This is a genomic window from Pseudomonas sp. 37 R 15, assembly GCF_900004865.1.
GTDB lineage: Bacteria > Pseudomonadota > Gammaproteobacteria > Pseudomonadales > Pseudomonadaceae > Aquipseudomonas > Aquipseudomonas fluorescens_AM.
Genome location: NZ_CVTV01000061.1, coordinates 145,384 through 168,693, shown reverse-complemented (window position 1 = coordinate 168,693; position 23,310 = coordinate 145,384). Strand labels below are relative to the sequence as shown.

General features: G+C 61.6%; 21 protein-coding genes. 9 read left to right on the top strand and 12 right to left on the bottom strand.

Going from position 1 to position 23,310, the window contains the following annotated elements; all coding sequences use genetic code 11:
- Positions 1-47: 47 nt before the first annotated feature.
- Positions 48-1,232: a C17 cyclopropane fatty acid synthase CfaB gene (gene cfaB, locus BFQ04_RS26490; protein ID WP_065953316.1), complete on the top strand. Its 1,185-nt coding sequence runs from the start codon at positions 48-50 to the stop codon at positions 1,230-1,232.
- Positions 1,233-1,341: 109 nt separating this feature from the next.
- Here cfaB and cls read toward each other — a convergent pair whose 3' ends face one another.
- Positions 1,342-2,781 (bottom strand): cardiolipin synthase, encoded by a 1,440-nt coding sequence (gene cls / locus BFQ04_RS26485; RefSeq protein ID WP_065953430.1) that lies wholly within the window; start codon positions 2,779-2,781, stop codon positions 1,342-1,344.
- Between the two features lie 130 nt (positions 2,782-2,911).
- Here cls and BFQ04_RS26480 point away from each other — a divergent pair, with 130 nt between their 5' ends.
- Complete coding sequence (locus tag BFQ04_RS26480; RefSeq protein ID WP_065886672.1) at positions 2,912-3,433, top strand: DUF3617 domain-containing protein; 522 nt, start codon at positions 2,912-2,914, stop codon at positions 3,431-3,433.
- Positions 3,434-3,507: 74 nt separating this feature from the next.
- On the opposite strand, the gene BFQ04_RS26475 is transcribed toward BFQ04_RS26480, so the two are convergent.
- The 5 genes from BFQ04_RS26475 to folE2 are packed head-to-tail and all read right to left on the bottom strand — an operon-like array spanning position 3,508 to position 7,376.
- Positions 3,508-4,068 carry a gamma carbonic anhydrase family protein gene (locus BFQ04_RS26475; RefSeq protein ID WP_065886671.1) on the bottom strand — a complete coding sequence of 187 codons (561 nt, stop codon included), beginning with the start codon at positions 4,066-4,068 and terminating at the stop codon, positions 3,508-3,510.
- Complete coding sequence (locus BFQ04_RS26470) at positions 4,065-4,943, bottom strand: metal ABC transporter substrate-binding protein (protein ID WP_065953315.1); 879 nt, start codon at positions 4,941-4,943, stop codon at positions 4,065-4,067. Before BFQ04_RS26470 ends, BFQ04_RS26475 begins: the two co-directional genes overlap by 4 nt.
- 11 nt (positions 4,944-4,954) lie before the next feature.
- Entirely contained in the window at positions 4,955-5,821 is an 867-nt protein-coding gene (locus BFQ04_RS26465) for a metal ABC transporter permease (RefSeq protein ID WP_065953314.1), read from the bottom strand.
- Positions 5,821-6,489: a metal ABC transporter ATP-binding protein gene (locus BFQ04_RS26460; protein WP_065953313.1), complete on the bottom strand. Its 669-nt coding sequence runs from the start codon at positions 6,487-6,489 to the stop codon at positions 5,821-5,823. The genes BFQ04_RS26465 and BFQ04_RS26460 overlap by 1 nt, the downstream gene beginning before the upstream one ends.
- Positions 6,486-7,376 carry a GTP cyclohydrolase FolE2 gene (gene folE2 / locus BFQ04_RS26455; protein ID WP_065953312.1) on the bottom strand — a complete coding sequence of 297 codons (891 nt, stop codon included), beginning with the start codon at positions 7,374-7,376 and terminating at the stop codon, positions 6,486-6,488. Before folE2 ends, BFQ04_RS26460 begins: the two co-directional genes overlap by 4 nt.
- Before the next feature lie 128 nt (positions 7,377-7,504).
- Between folE2 and BFQ04_RS26450 the strand changes: the two genes are divergently transcribed.
- Positions 7,505-8,716 carry an N-acetylmuramoyl-L-alanine amidase gene (locus BFQ04_RS26450; RefSeq protein WP_065953311.1) on the top strand — a complete coding sequence of 404 codons (1,212 nt, stop codon included), beginning with the start codon at positions 7,505-7,507 and terminating at the stop codon, positions 8,714-8,716.
- Here the strand turns inward: BFQ04_RS26450 and BFQ04_RS26445 are convergent.
- Positions 8,713-9,081, bottom strand: coding sequence for a glutamine synthetase (locus BFQ04_RS26445; RefSeq protein ID WP_065953310.1), 369 nt, complete (start codon positions 9,079-9,081; stop codon positions 8,713-8,715). The two genes, BFQ04_RS26450 and BFQ04_RS26445, sit on opposite strands and share 4 nt — an antisense overlap.
- Before the next feature lie 140 nt (positions 9,082-9,221).
- Here BFQ04_RS26445 and zigA point away from each other — a divergent pair, with 140 nt between their 5' ends.
- Genes zigA through BFQ04_RS26430 form a run of 3 tightly spaced genes read left to right on the top strand, consistent with a single transcriptional unit; the run spans position 9,222 to position 12,081 of the window.
- On the top strand, positions 9,222-10,430 hold the full coding sequence (gene zigA / locus BFQ04_RS26440) for a zinc metallochaperone GTPase ZigA (RefSeq protein WP_065953309.1): 1,209 nt from the start codon (positions 9,222-9,224) through the stop codon (positions 10,428-10,430).
- Positions 10,430-11,074 (top strand): DUF1826 domain-containing protein, encoded by a 645-nt coding sequence (locus tag BFQ04_RS26435; protein WP_065953308.1) that lies wholly within the window; start codon positions 10,430-10,432, stop codon positions 11,072-11,074. Before zigA ends, BFQ04_RS26435 begins: the two co-directional genes overlap by 1 nt.
- Positions 11,075-11,118: 44 nt before the next feature.
- Complete coding sequence (locus tag BFQ04_RS26430) at positions 11,119-12,081, top strand: CobW family GTP-binding protein (RefSeq protein WP_065953307.1); 963 nt, start codon at positions 11,119-11,121, stop codon at positions 12,079-12,081.
- Here the strand turns inward: BFQ04_RS26430 and BFQ04_RS26425 are convergent.
- On the bottom strand, positions 12,075-12,470 hold the full coding sequence (locus BFQ04_RS26425) for a DUF3301 domain-containing protein (RefSeq protein ID WP_057726057.1): 396 nt from the start codon (positions 12,468-12,470) through the stop codon (positions 12,075-12,077). The genes BFQ04_RS26430 and BFQ04_RS26425 overlap by 7 nt on opposite strands.
- A gap of 117 nt (positions 12,471-12,587) precedes the next feature.
- Here BFQ04_RS26425 and pdxY point away from each other — a divergent pair, with 117 nt between their 5' ends.
- Complete coding sequence (pdxY, locus tag BFQ04_RS26420) at positions 12,588-13,460, top strand: pyridoxal kinase PdxY (protein WP_065953306.1); 873 nt, start codon at positions 12,588-12,590, stop codon at positions 13,458-13,460.
- Positions 13,461-13,585: 125 nt separating this feature from the next.
- Here pdxY and BFQ04_RS26415 read toward each other — a convergent pair whose 3' ends face one another.
- The gene (locus BFQ04_RS26415; protein WP_053258732.1) at positions 13,586-14,071 is read right to left on the bottom strand and encodes an acyl-CoA thioesterase; all 486 of its coding nucleotides are present in this window, start codon (positions 14,069-14,071) and stop codon (positions 13,586-13,588) included.
- Positions 14,072-14,345: 274 nt separating this feature from the next.
- Here BFQ04_RS26415 and BFQ04_RS26410 point away from each other — a divergent pair, with 274 nt between their 5' ends.
- A complete protein-coding gene (locus BFQ04_RS26410) occupies positions 14,346-16,115 on the top strand; it encodes a cation:proton antiporter (RefSeq protein ID WP_065953429.1) in 1,770 nt (589 codons plus the stop codon).
- A 102-nt stretch (positions 16,116-16,217) separates the two neighbouring features.
- Here BFQ04_RS26410 and BFQ04_RS26405 read toward each other — a convergent pair whose 3' ends face one another.
- The 3 genes from BFQ04_RS26405 to uvrD form a co-directional block, all read right to left on the bottom strand.
- Positions 16,218-16,625, bottom strand: a complete 408-nt coding sequence (locus tag BFQ04_RS26405) for an SMI1/KNR4 family protein (RefSeq protein WP_003195742.1) — start codon at positions 16,623-16,625, stop codon at positions 16,218-16,220.
- Between the two features lie 136 nt (positions 16,626-16,761).
- Positions 16,762-17,631: a Tim44 domain-containing protein gene (locus BFQ04_RS26400; protein ID WP_065953305.1), complete on the bottom strand. Its 870-nt coding sequence runs from the start codon at positions 17,629-17,631 to the stop codon at positions 16,762-16,764.
- A 302-nt stretch (positions 17,632-17,933) separates the two neighbouring features.
- Positions 17,934-20,117: a DNA helicase II gene (uvrD, locus tag BFQ04_RS26395; protein WP_065953304.1), complete on the bottom strand. Its 2,184-nt coding sequence runs from the start codon at positions 20,115-20,117 to the stop codon at positions 17,934-17,936.
- A gap of 267 nt (positions 20,118-20,384) precedes the next feature.
- Between uvrD and BFQ04_RS26390 the strand changes: the two genes are divergently transcribed.
- Positions 20,385-23,258 carry a GGDEF domain-containing phosphodiesterase gene (locus BFQ04_RS26390; RefSeq protein WP_065953303.1) on the top strand — a complete coding sequence of 958 codons (2,874 nt, stop codon included), beginning with the start codon at positions 20,385-20,387 and terminating at the stop codon, positions 23,256-23,258.
- Positions 23,259-23,310: the final 52 nt, after the last annotated feature.

Genomic DNA, 23,310 nt, shown 5'->3' with positions numbered 1-23,310 from the left:
ATGGTCTACCCTCACTCCAGACGTCTGAAACAAGGGGGGGACTACTCATGCTCGCGCAACTTCCACCGGCCTTACAGAATCTTCAGCTACCGCTGCGTCTGCGACTCTGGGACGGCCATGAATTCAACCTGGGCCCGGAGCCCAGTGTGACCATTGTGGTGAAGGACCCTACGGTTGTCACACAGCTGACCCATCCCACGCTCGATTCACTGGGCGAAGCCTTCGTCGAGGGCAAGCTGGACCTTGAGGGCTCCATTGCCGAGGTGATCAGGGTATGTGACGAATTGAGTCACGCCTTGATCGAAGACGACGACGGACCTCGTCCGGTGCGCTCGATCCACGACAAGGCAACCGACGCGGCGGCCATTTCCTATCATTACGACCTGTCCAACGAGTTCTACCAGTTATGGCTGGACCAGGACATGGCGTATTCCTGCGGTTATTTTGAAACCGGCAGCGAGTCCATCGACCAGGCCCAGCAAGACAAATTTCGCCACCTGTGCCGCAAATTGCGCTTGCAGCCGGGTGAATACCTGCTCGATGTGGGATGCGGATGGGGCGGGCTTGCGCGGTTTGCGGCGCGGGAATTCGGGGTCAACGTGTTCGGGATTACCTTGAGCAAGGAACAACTGGCCCTGGCCAGAGAGCGGGTCAGAGCCGAAGGCCTTGAAGAGCAGGTTGACCTGCAGTTGCTCGACTATCGCGACCTGCCGCAGGATGGTCGTTTCGACAAGGTGGTGAGCGTGGGCATGTTTGAACATGTCGGCCACGCCAACCTGGCGCAATACTGCCGGATTCTGCACGGCGCCGTGCGCGAAGGCGGCCTGGTGATGAACCATGGTATTACCGCCAAGCATACCGACGGTCGTCCCGTGGGCCGTGGCGCCGGGGAGTTTATCGAGCGCTATGTCTTCCCCAATGGTGAGCTGCCGCACCTGGCGATGATGACGGCCGAAATCAGCGAAGTCGGGCTGGAAGTGGTGGATGTCGAAAGTCTGCGCCTGCACTACGCCCGCACGCTGGACCATTGGAGCGAGCGCCTGGAGGACAACCTCGAAGCGGCGGCGAAGAGCGTGCCGGAGCACGCTTTGCGTATCTGGCGCCTGTACCTGGCCGGTTGCGCTTATGCGTTTGCGCGGGGCTGGATCAACCTGCACCAGATCCTGGCGGTGAAACCCCATGCCGATGGCAGCCATGAACTGCCGTGGACGCGGGAAGATATCTACCGCTAAGAACACTGAAGATCAAACTGTGGGAGGGGGCTTGCCCCCGATAGCGGTGTATCAGTAACCCAACTTGTGGCTGACACACCGTAATCGGGGGCAAGCCCCCTCCCACATTTTAAAGGATGGGTGAAATCAAGCGCGCCACGCGCATGCCCAGCTGTTGCAGGCGCCGGGTTTCGCGGCTTTCTTCCTGGCTGACTTCATGGGCCAGGGCGAAGTCGTCCAACAGCATCCGCTCCACCTCTTTGGCGAAGGCTTCGTCGACCGTCAATAACATCACTTCGAAATTCAGCCGGAACGAACGGTTGTCCATGTTCGCGCTGCCGATGGCGCTGATTTCGCTGTCCACCAATACCACCTTTTGATGCAGGAACCCCGGGGTGTAGCGAAACACCCGCACGCCAGCGCGTACCGCTTCGATGGCATAGAGGCTGGAGGCGGCGTACACGATGCGGTGGTCGGGTCGCGAGGGCAGCAGCACGCGCACGTCCACGCCGCGCAGGACGGCCAGGCGCAGGGCAGCGAACACGGCCTCGTCGGGGATGAAATACGGGCTGGTGATCCACACGCGTTGGGTTGCGGCGTGAATGGCCTCGACGAAAAACAGCGAGCAGGTTTCATACGGGTCCGCCGGCCCGCTGGCGAGCAATTGGCAGAGCACGCCGTCTTCCGGATAAGCGTCCGGCAGGATCAGGGGCGGCAATGCCCGCGCGGCCCAGAACCAGTCCTCGGCGAACGACTCCTGCAAGCACGCCACCACCGGGCCGGTGACCTGCACGTGGGTGTCGCGCCACGGTGACAACGGCGGCTTTTTGCCCAGGTATTCATCGCCCACATTGTGCCCGCCGACAAACCCGGTAATGCCGTCCACCACCACGATTTTGCGGTGGTTGCGAAAGTTGACCTGGAAGCGGTTCAGCCAGCCGCTGCGGGTGGCGAAGGCCTTGACCTTCACCCCGGCGTCACGCAGCGATTGCACGTAGCGATGGGGCAGGGCATGGCTGCCGATGCGGTCGTAGAGCACATAGATGTCCACGCCTTCGGCCGCTTTTGCCGTGAGTAACCGGTGCAGTTGGCGGCCGAGGTCATCGTCATGAATGATGAAGAACTGGAACAGTACGGCGGTTTTCGCGTTGCCGATGGCTTCGAAGATTGCGCTGAAGGTGGCGTCACCATTAACCAGCAACTGCACCTGGTTATTGGCCAGGCAGGGCATGCGGCCCAATTTGGGCATGGCGCGCAAGGAGGCATAAGCGCTGGAGTTGCGTGCGGCCAGCGCTTCTTCTACCCAGGGGCGCCAGTTCAGTTCGGCGATTGCCCTGTGCATTTCCTGGTTGGCCTGGCGACGTGCCTGGATGTAGGCATCGAACGTGCTGCGCCCGAAAATCAGGTAGGGAATCAGCGTGAGATAGGGCATGAACATCAGCGACAGCGCCCAGGCGATCGAGCCTTGGGCGGTCCTGACAGTCAGTACCGCATGGATGGCGGCGAGGCTCCCGAAAAAATGCAGCGTGGCAATGAAGTAGGCGAGCAGGTGCGGGCCAAAAAAATCCATGAACGACATCACTCCGGGCAGTCCAGTGCGTAACAGACCATGTTCGACAGTGAATGTCGCTATTTTATTTGCCGTGCAACACTGGCGCCTTTGCGGCGTCTAACGCCCACCATTGCCCAGGAGTTACCCGATGAATGCTCGTCTGCTGTGTTTGTCCATGGTTGTTGGTTTGTCGCTGCCGGTGGCGGCGCAGGCGCAGATGTTGGCGCCGGGCTTGTGGGAATTGACCACCAGCAATATGAAAGTCGATAACCAGGACCTGCCGGACCTGTCGCTGATCCTCGGTCAGCTCAAGCAACAGATGACCCCCGAACAACGCGCCATGCTGGAAAAACAAGGCATTACCATGGCCGGTAAAGGCGTGCAGGTGTGCCTGACGCCGGCCCAGGTCGCTTCCGATTCCATCCCCCTGACCGACCCTCAATCGGGCTGCAAACAGCAAGTGACCGACAAGACCGGCAACCAGTGGAAATTCCGCTTCAGTTGCCCTAAAGCGCAAGGCACGGGCGTGGCGACGTTCCAGAGCCAGAAAGAATTCACCACCACCGTCAACGGTACCTTCAATGCCACCGGCATCCAGCAAAAGGGCAGCCTGGACACTCACGCCCAGTGGCTGGGTAACGATTGCGGCACCGTCAAACCTCGCGCTTGACCCTGAAAATGCAGGGGCAGGGTCTGGCCTTCATTGACCCGCCGTCCATTTAGGATCATCAGGCCGCTCATGCGTCAGAACTCGTTTTGCAGGGCTTTGTAACCGCGCACCAGGTCGACATTGGTGCGCGCCACGTCTTCAGAAAACTCCGAAGCGCTGACGCTCACCGGCGGGAATTGCGACAAGTCGGTAGTGGGCCCGATGCGGGTGGTGGAGGGTACGTAGAAGGCCGCGGGCAGGTCGCGCCCGTCCACCACCGAGTTGTGCCGCACCACGCAGCCGTCGCCCACGGCGCAGTTGAACAGTACGCTGTTGAACCCGATGAACACGCGGTCGCCGACGGTGCAGGGGCCGTGGACGATGGAGCGGTGTGCAATCGAGGTGAACTCGCCGATGGTCACGGCGGCACCGGACTTGGAGTGGATCACTACACCGTCCTGGATATTGGAATTGGCACCGATGGTGATCGGGTCCATGGCGCCGCTGGCGTCGACTTCGTCGGCGCGGATCACGGCGTAGGGACCGACAAACACGTTTTCGCCGATGATGACCTTGCCGCAGATGATCGCGGTTTTGTCGACATAGGCCGATTCGGCTATCACCGGCAGATCGCCGGAAGGGTTCTTGCGAATCATGGTTTGCCCAGCGCGGCGCACAAGGTGTTGAGGTTGTACTCGAACAGCCCGGTAAAGGTACTGGCCGGACCTTCTGCGGCCAGAGCATCGGAGTACAGCGTGCCGCCGATCTGCGCGCCGCTTTCGTCGGCGATTTGCTTGAGCAGGCGTGAGTCCTTGATGTTTTCGATGAACACGGCCTTGACCTTGTCCTTGCGGATCTGGGTGATCAACGCGGCCACTTCGGCGGCCGACGGTTCGCGCTCGGTGGACAGGCCTTGGGGCGCGAGGAACTGGATGCCATAGGCCTGGCCCAGGTAACCAAAGGCGTCATGGGAGGTCACGATACGGCGGTTACCGGCAGGCAGTGCGCCGAACCTGGCCTTGGCTTCGGCCAGCAGGCGGTGGATGTCTTTCAGGTAGGCCTGGCTGTTGCGCAGGTAGTCCGCCTTGTTGGCAGGGTCGGCGGCAACCAGCGCCTTGGTGATGTTGTTGACGTAGATCTCGGCATTGGCCAGGTTGTGCCAGGCGTGCGGGTCGGGGATGGTCTCGCCGTCCTCGTCCATGGTGTGGGAGATCACGCCCTTGCTGGCGGTGACCACCGTGGCCCTGGTTTCGGTGCTGGTCACCAGGCGGTCCAACCATGGCTCGAAGCCCAGGCCGTTCTTGATGATGAGCGTGGCCTTGAGCAGCGCCTTGGCATCGTCCGGCGAGGGTTCGTAGGTGTGGGCGTCGGCGTCCGGGCCGACCATGTTGCTGATCTGGATGTGATCGCCACCAATCTGATGGGTGATGTCATCCAGGATACTGAAACTGGTGACCACCTGGAGTTTGTCGGCGGCCTGGGCCATCGAGAGCGGCAACAGCAGACTGAACAGCACGAGTAAAGCGCGCATTGGAAAACACCTCATTGGGATGACAGCAAGGGCGGGCGGCGCAGTAAGCCGTGCACCGGACCGAAGACCACGGACAGCAAATACCCGCCGCCCGCCACCAGCACGATGGCCGGGCCGCTGGGCAGTGAGTAATAGAACGACAACAGCAGACCCAGCCATACCGACAGGCATCCCAGCACTGCCGATACCGCGATCAGCACCGGCAGGCGCCGGCTCCAGAAGCGTGAGGCGATGGCCGGCAGCATCATCAAACCCACCACCATCAAGGCGCCGATGGCCTGGAAACCGATTACCAGGTTCAGCACTACCAGGGTCAGGAACAGCCCGTGGGCGAGCGGGCCGAGGCGGCTGACGGTTTGCAGGAACAGCGGGTCGAGTGTGTCGAGCAGCAGCGGTTTATAGATCAGCACCATGGCAATCAGGCTGAAGCCGGTCACCCACAGCATGCCGGTGAGGGTGGTTTCATCCACGGCCAACGCGGAGCCGAACAGCAGGTGCAACAGGTCCAGGCGCTTGCCGGCGATGCCAAGGATCAACACCCCGGCGGCGAGGGAGATGGGGTAAATGGCAGCGAGGCTGGCGTCTTCACGCAGGCCGGTGCGGCGTGTGATCCATGCGGATAACCCCGCCATGCTCAGCCCTGCGCCGAGGCCGCCGATGGTCAGCGCGGGCAGGCTCAGCCCGGCGAACCAGAAGCCCAGGGCGGCGCCGGGCAGAATGCCATGGGCCACCGCATCACCGATCAGGCTCATGCGCCGCAGGATCAGGAACACCCCCAGCGGCGCCGTGCTGCAGGCCAGCACCAGCCCCCCGATCAGCGCGCGGCGCATGAACACGAAATCGACAAAGGGCATCCACAAGTGGGCGGCAAACTGCATCAGGCCACCTGCAATTGCGGTTGTGGGCGAATCAGCTCTTTACTCGGGCCCAGCGTGCAGCCTGTGCTTTTGATGTGCAGCACGTTCTGAGTGTGATGGCGCACCGACGCCAGGTCATGACAGACCACCATCAGCGTGCGGCCCTCGTCATGCCAGGCGTGGATGTGTTTCCAGCACAGCGCCTGGCCTTCCTCATCGAGGGCGGCGTGGGGTTCGTCGAGCAGCAACACCGGCGAGTCGGTCAGGCTCATCCGGGCGAGCAGGGCGCGTTGCAGTTGCCCGCCGGACAGGGCCATCAACGGACGTTGCTCCAGGCCGCTGAGGCACCAGTCTTCCAGCACGGCCTGCAGGCGCTCGCTGCGTTGCGGTGGCGTGAGCCGAGTGCCCCACAGTCCGGCGGCGACCAGTTCTTGCAGGCTGATGGGGAACTGTCGGTCCAAGTGTTGCTGCTGGGGCAGAAAGGCCAGGCCGCCGCGCCGTGGAACATCGACGCTGACCTTTCCTGCCAGCGGCTTCTGCAAGCCGGCGATAACCTTGAGCAGGCTGCTTTTGCCACAGCCATTGGGGCCGATGACGCCGGTGAGGCTGCCTTTTTCCAGGGTGAAATCCACGGAGGGAGTCAGCGGTTGGCCCGGAGCGCCCCAGCGCAACGCATTGCAGGTGATCATGTGGAAGGTCTCGTCCAGCGGCTTTCAGCCACGGCATCGTGCGCGTGCAGGCTTTCGGCGTGGACCACTTTGAGGTAGAAGGCTTTGACCGCATCCGAGCGTTTCAAGGCGAGGTTAAGGCGGCGAGCGGCGTCCTCGCAGAACATCAGGTTCTGCCCATTGGCCAGGGCGAAGGCTTGCTCATCGGCACGTTTTACCGCGGTTTGCACGGCGGTGCCGAGGGCTGCTTCGGCCCTGTCGATCAAGTCAACGATTGGCAACTGGTTGCCTTGCAGGTGCACGTGCAACTGCGCGCTGCTGCGCTGGCTGTGGGGTGTGGCGACGACGCCGTTGGCGCTGCCGAGCCAGGTCAACACGTCTGCGTGCTGCAATGGCGCGTTGGCAAAATCATTCAGAAATTGCTGCTGAATCAACTGCCTGGCAAGGGCGGCGGAGCATGGGCAGGTTGAGGAGTAAGTCACGTCAATTTTTAGTTCCACGTGGAACATCTGGTTTTCCAGACGCGCCTCGATGCTGACTGGGTAGCGCTTCCAACCATGCAAAGGGCTGACCAGGGCAGGGCGTTTTAACAGCAACTCGGTGTGAATACGCAGGTAGGCGTTATTAGATAAATCTTCATGTGTGTCGAGAAAACGCTGCAGTACATTACGCAGAAGTGCAGGCGTAAGCGGCTGTTGGTCGAACATCTCCAGCGCCAGGTACAAGCGTGACATATGAATGCCACGGGCCGAGCCATCGTCCAGGCTCACACCCGCATCGGCAGTGGCGGCCAGGCGTTGGCCATCGAACAGGACAGGCAAGGCAACGCCGCACATGCCCACCCAGTCGAGGGGCAAGGCTTGGCGTGAAGCCTGCGCGGCGATATCCGGCAGAGTCAGCGCATTCATAAGCAGGTCCATCGTTGGTAATAATTCGACATGTTATAGTATAACAATAACGTTCACGATGAATTTTCTGCTCCAGCCTTTCTTCAGTCACGTCGAGCAGGGACGCTCCCTTATTCGCGGTATCGGTCATGCACAGACGTCAGCTCCTCAACCTGCTGTTGCTCAGCCCCCTGTTCGCCTTGCCGCTGGGGGCTTACGCCACGCAGATCCGCAATGCGCGCCTGTGGCGTTCCGCCGATAAGCTGCGGCTGGTCTTCGACCTCAGCGGCCCGGTGCAATACAAGACATTTTCACTGACCGCCCCGGAGCGCTTGATCATCGACCTGAGCGGCGCGGGGCTCAGCGGTGACTTCTCCCAGTTGGCGCTGAAAAACAGCGGAATTACCTCGATCCGCTCCGGGCATTTCGGCCAGAACGACACCCGCATCGTGCTGGACCTGGCTGCGCCGATGCAGCTCAACAGTTTCCTGTTGCCACCCCAGGAGGGCCAGGGCCATCGCCTGGTGCTCGACCTGACCCGCGCCACACTGGCGCCTCGTCAAATCGCCGCCGAGCCTGCGCCCTTGATCGCGCCGGTGGATAAAACACATCCCCGGCGCGACATCATCGTGGTGGTCGATCCGGGTCACGGCGGCAAGGATCCCGGTGCCATCGGCTCCAAAGGCCAGCGTGAGAAAGATGTGGTGCTGTCGATCGCTCAGTTGCTGGCCAGACGCTTGAAGCGCGAGAAGGGGTTCGACGTGAAGCTGGTGCGCAACGATGACTTCTTCGTGCCTTTGCGCAAGCGCGTGGACATCGCCCGTCAGCACAAAGCCGATATGTTCATCTCCGTGCATGCCGACGCCGCACCTCGGCTTACCGCCTCGGGCGCCTCGGTGTATGCGCTGTCTGAAGGAGGCGCCACCTCGGCGACCGCCCGCTTCATGGCGCAGCGCGAAAACGGCGCGGACCTGCTGGGCGCCACGACGTTACTCAACCTCAAGGACAAGGACCCGATGCTGGCGGGGGTGATTCTCGACATGTCGATGAACGCGACCATCGCCTCCAGCCTGCAACTGGGTAGCTCGGTGCTGGGTAGCCTGCAAAACATCACCAGCCTGCACCAGAAGCGCGTGGAGCAGGCCGGCTTTGCGGTACTCAAATCACCGGACGTGCCGTCGATCCTGGTCGAGACCGGCTTTATCTCCAACACCCAGGACGCCCAGCGGCTGGTGACGGCGCGCCATCAACAGGCGGTTGCCGATGGCCTGTTCGACGGTCTGAAAAAATACTTCGAGAAAAACCCGCCGATGAACAGCTACATGGCGTGGGTGCAGGAGCAGCAGAAAGGCCAGGTTTAACAGCCGGTGATTCGGCTGCAGGTGAATGTGGCGCTGGCTCCACCGGAACTGGAGAAGCGGTTAAGCGTGGTCCAGCCCACGCGCCGCGTGTAGCCGACCCACGCCTCACCGTCCGATGCCAACCCGGTAAAGAACGTCAGCTGCCCATAGCGGCTGTTGGTTTGTGCCCAGTAGCGTTTACCGATCACTTCGACACCGCGCAAATACGTGGTGCTGCCCACGGTCGCCACGCTGTAGGCATTGCCCAGCGGGTCTACGCAGGCCAGCAGGTTGGCGCTGCGCGTGCAGTGGGCCGACAGGCTTGGAGATTGGGCACAGGCAGGTCCCGCCGCTGCCAGTAGCAGGATGTACCAAAGGCGTTTCATCGGGTTTCTCTGGGGTTGGGAGGTGATCAAGCTTCGCGCCCTTCGTCACGCAGAGCAAGGAAGGTTGGCTTGTTTGTATTGTTATACTATAACATTAAACAAAGCCTGGCTTGACCGGGCAGCCTGATGAGAGCGACCTGATGCCCAATCGTCTACCCGTTACCGTGTTGTCCGGCTTTCTCGGCGCCGGTAAAAGCACCCTGCTCAACCACGTACTGCGCAACCGCGAACACCTGCGCGTGGCGGTGATCGTCAACGACATGAGCGAAATCAACCTCGACGGCAGCGAGGTCCAGCGCGACGTCACTCTCAATCGTGCCGAAGAAAAGCTGGTTGAGATGAGCAACGGCTGCATCTGCTGCACCTTGCGTGAAGATTTGCTCGAAGAAGTCGGCAAGCTCGCCAGGGAAGGTCGGTTCGATTACCTGCTGATCGAATCCACCGGTATCTCCGAACCGATGCCTGTGGCTGAAACCTTCACCTTTCGCGATGAAGACGGGCAAAGCCTGGCGGATATCGCACGCCTGGACACCATGGTCACCGTCGTCGACGGCATGAATTTCCTGCTCGACTATCAAGCCGCAGAAAGCCTGGCCTCACGCGGAGAAACCCTGGGGGAAGAGGATGAACGCTCGATCACCGACCTGTTGATCGAACAGATCGAGTTCGCCGACGTGATACTGATCAGCAAGATCGACTTGATCGGCAGTCACGAGCGCCAAGAGCTGATGGCGATCCTCGAACGGCTCAATGCCCAGGCGCACATCATCCCGATGGTGATGGGGGAGGTGGCGCTGCACAAAATCCTCAACACCGGTCGCTTTGATTTCGAACGGGCCGCCCAGGCCCCGGGCTGGTTGCAGGAGTTGCGCGGCGAACACGTGCCGGAAACCGAAGAGTATGGCATTGCCTCCACCGCTTACCGTGCGCGCCGCCCCTTCCACCCGCAGCGATTTTTTGACTTCATCGACCGCCCCTGGGTGAACGGCAAGCTGTTGCGTTCCAAAGGCTTCTTCTGGCTGGCCAGCAAACACCAGGACGCCGGCAGTTGGTCCCAGGCCGGTGGTTTGATGCGCCATGGTTTTGCTGGACGCTGGTGGCGCTTCGTGCCGAAAAGCCAATGGCCGCAGGACGAAGAAAGTGTTGCCGCAATCATGGGCAACTGGCAGCCGAGCACGGGCGATTGCCGTCAGGAACTGGTGTTTATCGGGCAGAACATCGATTTCGCGCAGATGCGTGCCGAGCTCGACCAGTGCCTGCTCACTGACGAAGAAATGGCCCTGGGCGTCGAAGGCTGGCGTCAGTGGGTCGATCCCTTTGGCCCCTGGTATGAGGAGGCAGCCGCCTGATGCTGGCCCCGGTTATTCCCCTGCGCCCCGTGATTCGCCAGACCAGCGGGGAAACCCCGCTGGCGCTCTCCGACATCCTGGAAGATGGCGTGAACCTGGCGCTGTGGCAGCGCCAACTACCGCTGCATATTGCCGAATTCGGTGCGTTGCTGGTGGCGCTCGATGAGCCGCTGGCCGAAGCGTTGGTCATCGAGTTGAGCGACGACGATACCGCGCCGAATTTGCAGGGCCTGGCGTCCGGTTGCCGTGATCTTGAAGGTTATGATGGCTTTATCGCCGATGTCTCCTGGCTGGTCAGCGCCTTCGCCTGCCTGCTTGGCGCCAGGCGCATCGGCGTGCGTTTGCGCCTGCTGGACAAGGCCATGTGCCCGCGTTTTCATGTCGACCACGTGCCTGTGCGGCTGATCACCACCTACGCCGGCGTTGGCAGCCAGTGGCTGCGCGAAGGCGTCATGGACCGCCGCCGGTTGAGCCAGCCTGACGCAGAACCCAGCGAGCGCATCGAGCACATCCACTGCGGTGAAGTGGCGCTGCTCAAGGGCACCAAATGGCACGGCAATGAACACCATGGCCTGATTCACCGCTCGCCCGCCCTGAAGGCCAATGAGCGTCGCTTGATTCTCACGCTGGATTGGCTCGCATAAACGCGTAGGATCAAGCGCTCTACATGGCCTGAATGATGCCTTCCATGCTGCAGAATATTCCCACCCACGTGATTGCCGGGCCCTTGGGCGCCGGCAAGACCAGCCTGATCAAACACCTGCTTGCCCAGCGCCCGGCCAACGAGCGTTGGGCGGTGTTGATCAACGAGTTCGGGCAGATCGGCCTGGACGCTGCCTTGCTCACCCAAGAGGAGGATGGCATTGCCCTGGGCGAGGTCGCGGGTGGCTGCCTGTGTTGTGTGAATGGTGCGCCGTTCCAGGTAGGCCTGGGTCGGTTGTTGCGCAAGGCCAAGCCGGATCGGCTGTTTATCGAGCCTTCGGGCCTGGGCCATCCGGCGCAGTTACTCAAACAACTGAGCCAGGCGCCATGGCAGGACGTACTGGCGGTTCAGCCCTGCGTACTGGTGCTGGACGCTCAGGCCCTGGCAGCGGGCAGACCTTTGCCGCCGGCGCAGCAGGAGGCGCTGGCCAGTGCCGGCCTGCTGGTGTTGAACAAGGATGAGACGCTGGATGCGCTGCAGCGCCAGGCCATTGAGCAGCAATTACCCGGCAACGCGGTTTATTGGACGCGTCAGGCGCGGTTGCCCATTGAGCAGTTACCTGGTTTGACGGCACAGGCAGGCGGGGCTGTGGATAACTTTGTGGCCCCCAAAGGCTTGGCGCACATAGAGACGGTCTGGAGCGACCCCGCGCTGCCGATCTGCCTGAGCCAGGCCCAGGAAAACGGCTGGAGCATCGGCTGGCGCTGGCACCCGAGCCAGCAATTCGATCCGCAGCGGTTGAAGCAGTGGCTGACAGGTCTGGAATGGCGTCGTGCCAAGCTGGTTATCCACAGCCGTGACGCGTGGGTATCCGCCAATGCTGTGGATAACAGCCCGTTGGCCTGGCAGCCCAGCGAATGGCGCCGCGATTCGCGTATCGAACTGATCTTCAGCGCACCCCAGGACATGGCGGCATTGCAGGCCGCCGTGATCGCCTGCCGTTACTGACGGTTCTTGGTGGCGTGATCCTGGCGCCACTGGCTCAGTTCGATGACCTCGGCGCTGGGCAGCGGCTCCTTGGCTTCGAACGGGTAGGGCGCCAGTTCGATCTGCGCGCTGTGAGCGCCAAATTGGGTGATGGTGCCGCTGTGGCGAGCCTCGCCCGTCACGGTGAACTCGAAATTGTAGACGCGCGCCAGGCGGCGCCGACCACTGGCATCCTTCACGAAACCGATGCGTTTCAACGCCACCGCGCCGTCGAGCAGTTCGATGTCGAGCTTGGCGCAGTGCTGCTTGACCCGCTCCAGCGCCCGCTCGCGCAGGCCATGGTTGTGCCAGACCCAAGCGGCGCCGGTCGCCAGCAGCATCAACACGAACATGTTTCCCAGGGTCAGCATTCCATGAACTCCAACAAAGTGAGCGCAGCTTAACTGTGTCGCCGGTCTGTCGTACAGGCTGCGTTTAGTCGCATACTGCGCGGCCAGAATTTCAACGGCTTTATGGAAATCTCCTGCATGAAACGTACACCCCATCTGCTTGCGATCCAGTCTCATGTGGTCTTTGGCCATGCCGGAAACAGCGCCGCCGTGTTCCCCATGCAGCGGGTCGGGGTGAATGTATGGCCGCTCAACACGGTGCAGTTCTCCAACCACACACAGTATGGCCACTGGGCGGGCGAAGTGCTGGCGCCGCAGCAAATTCCAGCACTGGTGGAAGGTATCGCGGCGATCGGCGAGCTGGGTAACTGCGATGCGGTGCTGTCCGGCTATCTGGGCAGCGCGGATCAGGGGCGCGCCATTCTGAGTGGCGTGGCGCGTATAAAAGCGCTCAATCCCAAGGCGATGTACCTGTGCGACCCGGTGATGGGCCATCCGGAAAAGGGCTGCATCGTGCCGCAGGAAGTCAGTGATTTCCTGCTGAACGAGGCTGCGGCCATGGCGGATTTCCTGTGCCCTAACCAACTGGAGCTGGACAGCTTTGCCGGGCGCAAGCCGCAATCGCTGTTCGATTGCCTGGCGATGGCCAAGGCCTTGCTGGCGCGCGGGCCGAAGGCGGTGCTGGTCAAGCATCTGGATTACCCGGGCAAACTGCCGGACGGCTTCGAGATGCTGCTGGTGACGGCCGAGGGCAGTTGGCACTTGCGCAGGCCGCTCCTGGCATTTCCGCGCCAGCCGGTGGGTGTGGGGGACCTGACGTCGGGGCTGTTCCTGGCGCGGGTGCTGTTGGGCGATAGCCTGGTGGCGGCTTTCGAGTTCACAGCGGCGGCGGTGCATGAGGTGCTGCTGGAGACCCAGGCCTGCGCCAGTTATGAACTGGAACTGGTGCGGGCGCAGGATCGTATTGCCCATCCTCGCGTACGCTTTGAGGCGACGCCGATCAGCCTGTAAATACAAACCCATGTGGGAGGGGGCTTGCCCCCGATTGCGATATATCAGCCGCCATCTGTTTGGCTGAAACACCGCTATCGGGGGCAAGCCCCCTCCCACATTTGATTGGGTTCGCAGATCTGGACTCAGGGCGCGTCGGCCTTGATTTCCTGGTAACGCTTTTCCAGTTCCTGGCGAATCTGCCGACGCTGCTGGGCCTGCACGAAGCGGCGCTTGTCTTCGCTGTTCTGCGGCTGCAAGGGGGGGACGGCGGCCGGTTTGCGCTGGTCGTCCACCGCTACCATGGTGAAGAAGCAACTGTTGGTATGACGCACCGAGCGCTCGCGAATGTTCTCGGTCACTACCTTGATGCCCACTTCCATCGAGGTGTTGCCGGTGTAGTTGACCGACGCGAGAAAGGTCACCAGTTCGCCGACATGGATCGGCTCGCGGAAAATCACCTGGTCCACCGACAGCGTGACCACATAGCGGCCGGCATAACGGCTGGCGCACGCGTACGCCACTTCGTCGAGGTACTTGAGCAGGGTGCCGCCGTGGACATTGCCTGAGAAATTGGCCATGTCAGGGGTCATCAATACCGTCATCGACAGCTGGGCGTTTCCGGGTTCCATAGCACACTCACGGGTTTAGGCATTGGTTGGGTAGGGCACCTCTGCGGGTGCTGGGAGCTTTGCAGCCATCCCTAACGGGACGCCGGTGGGCGGCTTGCCGTCACGCCCGGGCCGATCTGTTTCCATATATTGCACCGGCTTTCCGGCGGAAGTCGCAGTGTTAACCTTCAAACGCGCCTCTATGGGCATTTCTTACGGTCACGGCAGACTTTTCTTTCAGCGGCTGCGCGCGCGGGAAGTGGAAACCGCCAGCAATTTCAAGGAGCCCCACGCCATGCACGCCATCAGCTTTATCCAGGACTTGGCCGTGATCATGCTGGTGGCGGGGGTGGTCACCATCCTGTTTCATCGCCTCAAGCAGCCGGTGGTGCTGGGCTACATCGTCGCCGGTTTCATCATCGGCCCCCACACGCCGCCGTTCGGCCTGATTCACGATGAAGACACGATCAAGACCCTGGCCGAACTCGGGGTGATCTTCCTGATGTTCTGCCTGGGCCTGGAGTTCAGCCTGCGCAAGCTGTTCAAGGTGGGCGCCACGGCGTTTATCGCGGCGTTCCTGGAAATCATCCTGATGATCTGGATCGGCTACGAGATCGGTCAATGGTTCGACTGGAACACCATGGACTCGTTGTTTCTCGGCGCGATCCTGGCGATTTCCTCAACCACCATCATCGTCAAGGCGCTCAATGACCTGAAGATGAAGAACCAGCGTTTCGCCCAGCTGATATTCGGCGTGCTGATCGTCGAGGACATCCTGGGGATCGGCATCATTGCCTTGCTGTCGAGCATCGCCGTCAGCGGCACGGTCAGCTCCGGCGAGGTGTTTTCCACCGTGGGCAAGCTGTCGCTGTTCATGATTGTTGCGCTGGTGATCGGTATTTTGCTGGTGCCGCGCCTGCTGGCCTACGTGGCCAGGTTCGAAAGCAACGAGATGCTGCTGATTACGGTACTGGGCCTGTGTTTCGGCTTCTGCCTGCTGGTGGTCAAGCTCGAATACAGCATGGTGCTGGGGGCCTTCCTGATCGGCGCGATCATGGCCGAATCACGCCAACTGATTAAAATCGAGCGCCTGATCGAACCGGTTCGCGACATGTTCAGCGCGATTTTCTTTGTCGCCATCGGCTTGATGATCGACCCGCAAATCCTGCTGCAGTACGCCTGGCCGATTGCGGTCATTACCGTGGCCGTGGTGCTGGGCAAGATGCTGTCTTGCGGGCTGGGCGCGTTTATCGCCGGCAATGATGGTCGCACCTCGTTGCGGGTGGGCATGGGCCTGTCACAGATTGGCGAATTCTCTTTCATCATCGCGGCGCTGGGGATGACCCTGCAAGTCACCAGCGACTTTCTGTATCCGGTGGCGGTGGCGGTTTCGGCGATAACGACGTTGCTCACCCCTTACCTGATCCGCGGCGCCGACCCGCTGTCATTGAAAATTGCCGCCGTGATGCCCCAGCGCATGAGCCGGGTATTCGCAATGTATGGCGAATGGCTGCGCAGTATTCAGCCTCAAGGCGAAGGCGCCATGCTGGCGTCGATGATCCGCAAGATCGTGCTGCAAGTGGGAGTGAACCTGGCGCTGGTGATTGCGATCTTCTTCGCCGGCAGCTTTTTCGCGGCGCGCATCGGAGGGTATCTGGAAGGCTGGATCAGCGATCAAAGTTGGCAGAAGGCGTTGATCTGGGGTGGGGCACTGCTGTTGTCGCTGCCGTTTTTGATCGCGGCGTACCGCAAGCTCAAGGCGCTGTCGATGTTGCTGGCGGAGATGAGTGTGAAGCCGGAAATGGCCGGGCGGCATACCCAGCGTGTGCGGCGGGTGATCGCGGAACTGATCCCCATTCTGTCGCTGTTGGTGATCTTCCTGCTGTTGGCAGCCTTGTCGGCCAGTATTCTGCCGACCAACAAGTTGCTGGTGCTGATTGCGGTGGTCACGGCGGCGGTGGCGGCCGTGCTCTGGCGCTGGTTCATCCGCGTGCATACGCGGATGCAGGTGGCCTTGCTGGAGACGCTGGATAACCACAAGGATAACCACAAGGATACGCAGTAGGAGCGAGCTTGCTCGCGAAGATCGTCAACGATAACGCGGGAAACCTGACACCCAGTGTCGCGCCCAGGTTTTTCGCGAGCAAGCCCGACTCCTACAAGAGGCTCAGCTTTCCAGCCAGACGTCCCGCGCCCAGTGCCACACCGATTCCCAGGTTTCTTCCTGGACCAGTTCTTCCTCGGCGGACCACAGCACCACGGTGCCGTCTTCTTCGACGCAGTAGTAGTCGTCGCCGTCCTGGCAGATCGGGATCAGGCTGCGGTCAACACCGGCGTCCCAGGCGTTGGCGGCAACGTCCGGCAGATACGTGTGGGACTGCGGGTCGGTGACGGTCACCGGCTCGAGGCTGCCGTAGACCACGTCGCTGACGGTCAGCAGGAATTCGCGGAACACGAAGGGAATGTCGATGAACAGTTGTTCTTCGATTTCCACCAGTTGGTCTTCGTCAGGCAGCTCCAAAGGAACCGGGACCGGTTCGTTGGCTTCACGCAGTTGTTCGATGATTTCTTCCACGGCCGGGATCCTCTTGCTAGATGGCGCGTTTTATAGGGGCGTTTTATACAGTAGCTCGCTATAAGTGCAACCGTGAAATAGAAAACCCCGGAACATGTCCGGGGTTTTTGTTACCACTTGCTTAAGCGTGCGGGTTTCAGCCGTTCTGGCGGATACCGGCGACCAGCCATGGCTGGTTTTCGCCCTGCGGACGTTCCATGTTCCAGCTTTCGCTGAACACTTCGCCCTGGTCGAAACGCGAGGTCTTCGACACGCCGCTGAAGGTCAGGGTGGCGATGGTCTTGTCGGCGCGATCATCCACACCTTCCAGCTGTACGCGCAGGTCGTCGATATAGGTCGACTGGAAGCCGTCACCCAGGTCAGCACGTTCGCGCTTGAGGAACTCCAGCAGTTGCGGGGTCACGAACTCGGCGATCTTGTCCATTTCGTTGGCGTCCCAGTGTTGCTGCAGGGACTGGAAGTGGTTGCGGGCCGCTTCGACGAAACGCTCTTCGTTGAACCACGCCGGCGCGTTGATTACCGGACGGGCGGCAGCAGGGGCTGCCGAACCGCCGAAGATCGACCCCATGGCGGGTTTTTGCTCGAACACTTCACGCTGCATCGGCGCGCCGGCCGGAGCCAGGTGCTCCTGCTGCTTGCGACGACGGGCGGCGATAAAGCGGAAGATCACGAAGGCAATGACCGCCAGGATCAGGATGTCGAAGATCTGCATGCCCTGGAAGCCGCCGCCCATGAACATGGACGCGAGCAGGCCACCGGCGGCGATGCCGGCCAATGGGCCCAACCAGCGCGAAGCACCGCCGGCCTTGGCCGCGGCACCAGCGGCACCGGCTGCGCCCGCAGTCGCTGCAGCACCGCCGGCACCGGCGGATGGAGCCATCTGACTGGTCTGGTGAGTCGGCGCCGAGCCCATGCTCTTGCCGCCGCCGAAGCGTTTGGCGTTGGCGTCAAGGCTCATTGTCAAGCCGATGCACAACGCCATGGCGATGCTAAGAAAACGTTTCATAAAGGGAATTCCCATTTGTGGATTGCACGCGCGCCATGTTGCACAGGTGTCGTGACAGTGGCTAGCGACATAATGTTTCGGGCTTTTGCGTAGGACTGATTCGGAATGGTCTGTAGGACTTATTACAGATATTGGCCCGCCCTTACTAAAAACAAGGGTAGGCCAAAAACCTTCATGTTGAACGGTTCTCTGTAGGAGCGAGCTTGCTCGCGAAAATCGTCAACGATAACGCGGGCATTCTGGATGAACGCGTTATCTGGACGTTCTTCGCGAGCAAGCTCGCTCCTACAGGAGGGAAGACTTCAGACAGCCTCAAGTTTGGCGTAGCCCATCATCAGCCACTTGCTGCCTTCGGCGAAGTTCACCTGCACCCGCGCCTGGGCGCCGGCGCCTTCGAAGTTGAGGATCACGCCCTCGCCGAAGATCGCGTGCTTGACCTGCTGGCCCAGGCTGAACGGGGTTTGCGGAATCTCGGAGCCGGCAAACATGTTGCTGGAGTTCTGCTGCTGGCCACCGCCGAACGGGCGGCTGACGCTGTTGGACAGGCGCACTTCCTGGATCAGCCCCTTCGGCACTTCACGTACGAAGCGCGACACCTTGTTGTAGGTCTCGCTGCCGTACAGGCGTCGGGTTTCGGCGTAGGTCATCACCAGGTTCTGCATGGCCCGGGTAATACCCACGTAGGCCAGGCGACGTTCTTCTTCAAGACGGCCAGGCTCTTCCAGGCTCATCTTGTGCGGGAACAGGCCTTCTTCCATGCCCACCAGAAACACATACGGGAATTCCAGGCCCTTGGCACTGTGCAAGGTCATCAGCTGGATGCTGTCTTCATGCTCGTCAGCCTGGGCGTCCCCGGCCTCCAGCGAAGCATGGCCAAGGAAGGCGGCGAGCGGAGTAAGGTCCTCTTCGTTCTCGGCGTTTTCGAACGCACGGGCGGCGCTGACCAGTTCCTCGAGGTTTTCTACCCGTGCCTGGCCTTTTTCGCCTTTTTCGGCCTCGTGGTAGGCGATCAGCCCGGACTGTTCGATCACGGTCTGGGTCATCAAATGCAGGGGCATCTCCGCGCACTTGGCCGCAAGGTTCTCGATCAACTCGACAAACACACCCAGTGCGCCGGCTGCGCGGCCTGTCAGGCCTTTATTGGCGATGAGCAGGCGCATGGCCTCCCACATCGACACATCGGCATGGCGGGCGTGTTCGCGAATGGCCTCGACGGTTTTTTCGCCGATGCCACGGGCCGGGATATTGATTACCCGCTCCAGCGCCGCGTCGTTGCCCCGACCTTCCAGCAAGCGCAGGTAGGCCATGGCGTTCTTGATTTCCGCACGCTCGAAGAAGCGCTGGCCACCGTAGATGCGATACGGGATGCGTTCACGCAACAAGGCTTCTTCCAATACCCGGGATTGGGCGTTGGAGCGGTAAAGAATGGCGATATCGCTGCGCGAAAGGCCGGTTTTCAGCGCACTTTCGATGCTTTCCACCACGTAGCGCGCTTCATCGTGTTCGTTGAAGGCGGCGTACAGGTTGATCGCTTCGCCTTCGCCGCCGTCGGTCCACAGCTCTTTGCCCAGGCGCCCGGTGTTGTTGGCGATCAAGGCGTTGGCGGCCTTTAGAATCCCGGCGGTGGAGCGGTAGTTCTGCTCAAGGCGGATGGTCACCGCGTCCGGGAAGTCCTCGGAGTACTGATAGATGTTCTCGATCTTCGCGCCGCGCCAGCCGTAGATCGACTGGTCGTCGTCACCCACCACCATCAGGCTGTCGCCACCCTTGGCCAGCAGGCGCAACCAGGCGTACTGCACGGCGTTGGTGTCCTGGAACTCGTCCACCAGAACGTGCCGGAAACGCTTCTGGTAATGGGCCAGCAAGCCGGGGTTGTCGCGCCACAGGTCGAGGGCACGCAACAGCAGTTCGGAGAAGTCGATCACGCCGGCGCGTGCGCAGGCCGCCTCGTAGGCTTCATAGATGCTGCGCATGGTGGCCAGGAACAGATCGCCGCTGGCCTGGATATGTTGCGGGCGCAGGCCTTCGTCTTTCTGACCGTTGATAAACCACTGGGCCTGGCGTGCCGGCCAACGCTGCTCGTCGAGGCCCAGCTCGCGGATCACCCGCTTGACCAGACGTTGCTGATCGTCGCTGTCGAGGATCTGGAAAGTCTGGGCCAACCCCGCTTCCTGCCAATGCGCCCGCAACAGGCGGTGTGCCAGACCGTGGAAGGTGCCGACCCACATGCCGGCCGGGCTGATGCCCATCAGTTGCTCGATGCGATGGCGCATCTCGGCGGCAGCCTTGTTGGTGAACGTCACCGACAGGATGGAATGGGGCGACGCGTTCTCGACCTGGATCAACCAGGCGATACGGTGCACCAGCACTCGGGTTTTACCGGAGCCAGCACCGGCCAGGACCAACTGACGGCCAACGGGGGCCGCTACGGCCTGGCGTTGGGCATCGTTGAGGGAGTTCAGCAAAAGGGAGAGATCATCGCGCATCGGCGCATTCTAGGGTGCCGGGTGAAGACGGGCAAACCCCAATGCCACGCGCCCGACGGAAAACCGCCTGCGGGGCAACATTCTGTCGGGTGCGGATGACCGGTCAGTCATGCGCCACAGCCCGCGTGGCGTCTCGTTCAAGCTGTCTGGAACAGCGCTTTGCGCCCAACGGCCGGGCGTTTTTTATGATCTGGAGCAGTTTGGCCCGAGCGCTTGCTTGTGTATGCTCCGTCGACGTTCGGGCTCACCATTATAAGAACACTGCCTATGACCTTTGACACTGACCTGTTCGGCCCTTCGGCGGCGCCTGCGCAGGTTATCCGCAAACGTTACGCCACCCAGATGGCGGTCGAGCGGACACGCCTGTTGTATCAAGGCTCATTGGTGCCGACCCTGTTGATGCTGGTCAATGGTCTGGTGTGCGCCTGGCTGCTGTGGAACCCTGCGCAATACCTGCTCGACAGCCTCTGGCTGGTCTGGTTGCTGGCGCTGGTGGCGATGCGGGTCATCCAGGTGGCGGCCTTTGAGTCGGCCATGCCCAGCCGTCAGGCCCAACCTGTCTGGCGCCGGATGTTCATGCTCGGCTCGGCGGTCAGCGGCCTGACCCTGTCGATCGCCGCCATCGCCCTGGTGCCCACCGACAGCTTCATGCAACAGGCCTGGGTGTTCGGCCTGATCGGCGCGGCGATGCTGTCGGCCAGCGTGGCGTATGCCGTAAGCCTCTGGGCCTTTGTGTCCTTCGCCTTGCCGTGCCTGTTGCCGGTCATCGTGTATCTGTTCTGCAGCGGCACCTCGCAGCAACAGGGCTGGGGCGTGCTCGGTGTGATCCTGTTGGCGTCGTTGAGTGTGGTGGCGTGGCAGGTCAACCGCCTGATCCAGCGCGGTCTGTTGCGACGCTTCCAGAACCAGGCCTTGATCGAGCATTTGCAGCAGGCCCGGCAACGCAGCGAGCAGTTGAACCAGGCGCTGATGCGCGAAGTCGAGCAGCGTCGCCAGGTCGAGCAGGACTTGCGTGACGCCCAGGTCGGCCTGCAAGACCGTATGGCGCTGCGCAGCCAGGAACTGGACGCCGCCAGCCTCGCCCTGAACAAAAGCGAGGCGCGCCTGGCCATGGCGCTGCAAGCCAGTGAACTGGGCCTGTGGGACTGGAACCTGCAAACCGATGAGGTGCACCACACCCAGCTCAAGGAACTGTTCGGCCTGGAACCCGAGTACGTCACCGCGATGCTCAGTCATCTCAAGCCGCGCCTGCACCCCGACGACCTGCCGCTGCTCAAGCATGCGCTGGTGGAGCACCTCAAAGGCCGCAGCGAGGACTATCAGGTGGAATACCGGATACGCCATGGCGACGGGCACTGGGTGTGGATCGAGGACCGTGGGCGCGCGGTAGAGCGTTCGCCCGGTGGGCGGGTGATCCGCATGCTCGGCACGCGCCGCGACATCAGTGCCGGCAAGGCCCTGGAAGAACAGCAACGGCTCGCCTCGACGGTGTTCGAGGCCGCCAGCGAAGGCATCGTGATTCTCGACCCGAACTACGTGCTGATTGCGGTCAACCAGGCGTTCAGCCGTGTCACCGGTTTTGACATCGACGACCTGCTCGGGCGCAATGTCGTGGAGTTACCCAGCAGTCGCGATGCCCGGCGTCACTTCCCGGTGATTCGCCAGGCGCTGCTCAGCCACGGCACCTGGCAAGGGGAACTGGTGGAGACGCGCAAGAACGGCGAGCTGTACCCGCAGTGGCTGCAACTGAGCGTGGTGCGCGATGCTCGCGGCAATGTCAGTCATATCGTCGGTTTTTTCGCCGATCTGTCCGCGCGACGCGAGTCCGAGGAGCGCATGCGCTACCTCACCCATTACGATGAGTTAACGGGCCTGGCCAATCGTTCGCTGTTTCGTGAACGGCTGCGTGAAGCGCATCAGCGCGTGCGTCAGGGTGGGCGCAGCCTGGCGCTGCTGCACATCAACCTCGACCGTTTCAAGCTGCTCAATGACAGCCTGGGCCATGAAGTGGCCGACCAGCTATTGCAGAAGATGGCACGGCGGCTGATCAACGCACTGCCGGAAGCCGACACCATTGCCCGCCTGTCCGGTGACGAATTCGCGGTGCTGTTCGATGCCTATGGCAACTTGTCGAGCCTGGCGCGCGTGGCGACCCGGCTCTTGGCAAAGCTGCGCGTGCCGGTGACGGTGGAGGGCCATGAGCTGGTGGTCAGCGCCTCCATGGGCGTCAGCCTGCTGCCGGATAATGCGCGGGAAATTTCTGCGCTGGTCAGCCAATCGAATATGGCGATGCAGCACGCCAAGCATCTGGGCGGGAATAATTTCCAGTTCTACACCGACAGCCTGCAAGCCAGCACCCTGGAGCGCCTGCAGCTGGAAAACCATCTGCGCAAGGCCATCGACGAAGGCCAGCTCACGGTGTTCTACCAACCCAAACTGTGCCTGGCCACCGGCAAGCTCAATGCGGTGGAGGCCCTGGTGCGCTGGGAACACCCGCAATGGGGCCTGGTGCCGCCGGGGGACTTTATCGGTCTGGCCGAAGAAACCGGCCTGATCGTGCCGTTGGGCGAGTCAGTGTTGCGCAAGGCCTGCTGGCAGGCCTGTGAGTGGCAGCGTCAGGGGCTGGCGCCGATTCGCGTGTCGGTGAACCTGTCGGTGCATCAGTTACGCCAGGGCAAGCTGGTCAGCCTGGTGCGCCAGGTGTTGGAAGAGACCGGGCTGGACCCGCAATACCTCGAGTTGGAACTGACCGAAAGTCAGCTGCTCGACAGTGTCGAGCACATCATCATTACCTTCCGGCAGTTGCGCGAGCTGGGTGTGAAGCTGGCCATCGACGATTTTGGCACCGGCTATTCATCCCTCAGCTACCTCAAGCGTATTCCGGTGGATTACGTGAAGATCGACCAGACCTTTATCCGGGGGCTTGGCCAGGGGCGTGAGGACGCCGCCATTACCCGAGCGATCATTGCCATGGCCCACGGGTTGGCGCTCAAAGTGGTGGCCGAAGGCGTGGAGGATCAGCAGCAACTGAATTTCCTGCGAAGCGAGGGGTGCGACGAGGTACAGGGCTATCTGATCAGCCGACCGATGCACGCCGAGGGGCTGGCAGATTTGTTACGGAAAAATCCGGAATTTCCTTAACGACTCGGGGGCAGCCCCTGTGGCTACAAAGCCTCTACCCTTAATTTCAGTG

Excerpts from the sequence above, each read along its gene's own strand:
- cfaB (WP_065953316.1), top strand. The coding sequence starts at position 48 with ATGCTCGCGCAACTTCCACCGGCCTTACAGAATCTTCAGCTACCGCTG.
- cls (WP_065953430.1), bottom strand. The coding sequence starts at position 2,781 with ATGGATTTTTTTGGCCCGCACCTGCTCGCCTACTTCATTGCCACGCTG.
- BFQ04_RS26480 (WP_065886672.1), top strand. The coding sequence starts at position 2,912 with ATGAATGCTCGTCTGCTGTGTTTGTCCATGGTTGTTGGTTTGTCGCTG.
- BFQ04_RS26475 (WP_065886671.1), bottom strand. The coding sequence starts at position 4,068 with ATGATTCGCAAGAACCCTTCCGGCGATCTGCCGGTGATAGCCGAATCG.
- BFQ04_RS26470 (WP_065953315.1), bottom strand. The coding sequence starts at position 4,943 with ATGCGCGCTTTACTCGTGCTGTTCAGTCTGCTGTTGCCGCTCTCGATG.
- BFQ04_RS26465 (WP_065953314.1), bottom strand. The coding sequence starts at position 5,821 with ATGCAGTTTGCCGCCCACTTGTGGATGCCCTTTGTCGATTTCGTGTTC.
- BFQ04_RS26460 (WP_065953313.1), bottom strand. The coding sequence starts at position 6,489 with ATGATCACCTGCAATGCGTTGCGCTGGGGCGCTCCGGGCCAACCGCTG.
- folE2 (WP_065953312.1), bottom strand. The coding sequence starts at position 7,376 with ATGAATGCGCTGACTCTGCCGGATATCGCCGCGCAGGCTTCACGCCAA.
- BFQ04_RS26450 (WP_065953311.1), top strand. The coding sequence starts at position 7,505 with ATGCACAGACGTCAGCTCCTCAACCTGCTGTTGCTCAGCCCCCTGTTC.
- BFQ04_RS26445 (WP_065953310.1), bottom strand. The coding sequence starts at position 9,081 with ATGAAACGCCTTTGGTACATCCTGCTACTGGCAGCGGCGGGACCTGCC.
- zigA (WP_065953309.1), top strand. The coding sequence starts at position 9,222 with ATGCCCAATCGTCTACCCGTTACCGTGTTGTCCGGCTTTCTCGGCGCC.
- BFQ04_RS26435 (WP_065953308.1), top strand. The coding sequence starts at position 10,430 with ATGCTGGCCCCGGTTATTCCCCTGCGCCCCGTGATTCGCCAGACCAGC.
- BFQ04_RS26430 (WP_065953307.1), top strand. The coding sequence starts at position 11,119 with ATGCTGCAGAATATTCCCACCCACGTGATTGCCGGGCCCTTGGGCGCC.
- BFQ04_RS26425 (WP_057726057.1), bottom strand. The coding sequence starts at position 12,470 with ATGCTGACCCTGGGAAACATGTTCGTGTTGATGCTGCTGGCGACCGGC.
- pdxY (WP_065953306.1), top strand. The coding sequence starts at position 12,588 with ATGAAACGTACACCCCATCTGCTTGCGATCCAGTCTCATGTGGTCTTT.
- BFQ04_RS26415 (WP_053258732.1), bottom strand. The coding sequence starts at position 14,071 with ATGGAACCCGGAAACGCCCAGCTGTCGATGACGGTATTGATGACCCCT.
- BFQ04_RS26410 (WP_065953429.1), top strand. The coding sequence starts at position 14,346 with ATGCACGCCATCAGCTTTATCCAGGACTTGGCCGTGATCATGCTGGTG.
- BFQ04_RS26400 (WP_065953305.1), bottom strand. The coding sequence starts at position 17,631 with ATGAAACGTTTTCTTAGCATCGCCATGGCGTTGTGCATCGGCTTGACA.
- uvrD (WP_065953304.1), bottom strand. The coding sequence starts at position 20,117 with ATGCGCGATGATCTCTCCCTTTTGCTGAACTCCCTCAACGATGCCCAA.
- BFQ04_RS26390 (WP_065953303.1), top strand. The coding sequence starts at position 20,385 with ATGACCTTTGACACTGACCTGTTCGGCCCTTCGGCGGCGCCTGCGCAG.